Below are 1642 nucleotides of genomic sequence, written 5' to 3' on the forward strand. Positions count from 1 at the left end.
CTCTACGACCGCGGCACGACTTTCGGCCTGAAGACCGGCGGGAATGTGAACTCGATCCTGTCGTCCATGCCACCCGTGGTGAAATGGCCGTAAGACGTCAGACCGGTTCGGTAGTCTCCCTCAGCCAGTCGGCATAAGCCTCCGGCCCGATCTCGCTCGCCGCCAGCATCAGCGTCCAGGCCAACCGGTCCGCCATGGGCGCTGTCAGTTTGAGACCATTCGCGCGCAGGAATGTGAGACAGGCGACATAGCCGGTCCGCTTGTTCCCATCCACAAAGGGATGGTTCTGGATGATGCCCGCCCCGTAAAGCGCGCCGAGCATGCAAAGGTCACTTTCGCCATAGCCGAAAGCATTCAGCGCCCGGGCAAGCGCGCTGTCGAGTAATCCTTCATCCCGCAGGCCTGACGCGCCGCCATGCAGCTCCAGCTGGCGGTCATGGACTTTCAGGATGAAGGATTTATCGAGCCATCTCGGCTCACTCATTTGGCGAGCGCTCGAAGCACGGCTCGGTTTTCAGCCATGATGTCTTCGGCAAGCGCCATCAGGTCATCTGCCTCACGGTCAACAACCGCAAGTTCGATTCGGCCGTCCGAAGTCTGGACTACCTCGACCGTATCGCCCTCTTCTACACGCAGAGAGGCGAGCACATCCTTCGGCAAGATCACCCCGAGCGAATTGCCGATCTTTCGAATTTTCATGCTGGCAGACATTGGCGGGGTCAGCGGCGCGGCGCCCGCTTCCTTCATACCCTTGTCTCTCTTGCTGTCGGTCATGGCGAGCTCCAGTGTTAGAACGCCAGTTATAACATGCTCGCCTGTGCCGCGCAATCACTCCGTTTTCAACCGCTTCAGCAACTCATCCCGATCCGGCTGGAAGTCCTGATCGATCCACCACTCTTCGAGTGAGCGAAGCGCCTGTCCGATGGCCGGGCCTTCCAGCCCGATGGCCAGCGCATCATCGCCGCCGACCGGAAACTCCGGCCGCCGCCAGGCCAGCGTCGCATACACGATATCGCGGACATCCTGCCCTGAGAGCATTGCCCGATCGACCACAGCCTGGGGGCCATGCCAATAGAGCGCCTTGCGCAACTCGCGGCCGTTAAATCCGTTCGGATCGGGTAGATTGTCCGCGGCCCAGCGGCTGATCCGCTCCGTCTCGGCATTTGACATCCGCAGACGCTTCGAGACCGCGACAACCGCATTGGCCCCTCGCGGCACAAGCGCCATCAGGCGCAGCATCGGGTCGGGTCTCACCCGGCAGAGCGTTTCGGACACGCGCAGATCATGCAGGCCGTCTACGGTTTCAGCCTCGGGCAGGAGCACGGCCAGCACACCGCTTGCCTGCATGGCCTCGACCGATTCGGCCGGCTCCGGCGCGGCGAGCAGCTTGAAGAGCTCCTTCCAGATGCGTTCAGCCGCGATCTGTTTCAGCCCGTCTTTCTGGCGCTCGCACGCGGCCAGACCGTCTTCATCGATCCCGGCGCCATACCAGGCATTGAACCGGAAGAAGCGGAGGATCCGCAGATAGTCTTCGCGCAACCGCGTGTCGGCATCGCCGATGAAGATCACGCGGCCTGACTTCGCATCTTCCAGTCCCCTGCCGGTCGGATCGTGCAGCGTGCCGTCGGCTTCAGCATAAAGC

4 protein-coding genes are annotated in these 1642 nt (G+C 62.1%); 1 reads left to right on the forward strand and 3 read right to left on the reverse strand.

The window, feature by feature from the left end; genetic code table 11:
* The coding region (locus tag WA989_RS13305) for a coproporphyrinogen III oxidase (protein WP_424340977.1) at positions 1-93 on the forward strand (93 nt) is incomplete at its 5' end.
* Between the two features lie 4 nt (positions 94-97).
* Here WA989_RS13305 and WA989_RS13310 read toward each other — a convergent pair.
* From WA989_RS13310 to WA989_RS13320, 3 genes are all read right to left on the reverse strand, one after another.
* Positions 98-484, reverse strand: coding sequence for a type II toxin-antitoxin system death-on-curing family toxin (locus WA989_RS13310; RefSeq protein ID WP_424340974.1), 387 nt, complete (start codon positions 482-484; stop codon positions 98-100).
* The gene (locus tag WA989_RS13315) at positions 481-774 is read right to left on the reverse strand and encodes an AbrB/MazE/SpoVT family DNA-binding domain-containing protein (protein ID WP_424340975.1); all 294 of its coding nucleotides are present in this window, start codon (positions 772-774) and stop codon (positions 481-483) included. The genes WA989_RS13310 and WA989_RS13315 overlap by 4 nt, the downstream gene beginning before the upstream one ends.
* Positions 775-828: 54 nt before the next feature.
* Positions 829-1642 (reverse strand): CCA tRNA nucleotidyltransferase (locus tag WA989_RS13320; RefSeq protein WP_424340976.1); only part of this gene is annotated, 814 nt, incomplete at its 5' end.

Origin of the sequence: Henriciella sp. (genome assembly GCF_049649345.1) — a bacterium.
Taxonomy (GTDB): Bacteria; Pseudomonadota; Alphaproteobacteria; order Caulobacterales; family Hyphomonadaceae; genus Henriciella.

Excerpts from the sequence above, each read along its gene's own strand:
- WA989_RS13310 (WP_424340974.1), bottom strand. The coding sequence starts at position 484 with ATGAGTGAGCCGAGATGGCTCGATAAATCCTTCATCCTGAAAGTCCAT.
- WA989_RS13315 (WP_424340975.1), bottom strand. The coding sequence starts at position 774 with ATGACCGACAGCAAGAGAGACAAGGGTATGAAGGAAGCGGGCGCCGCG.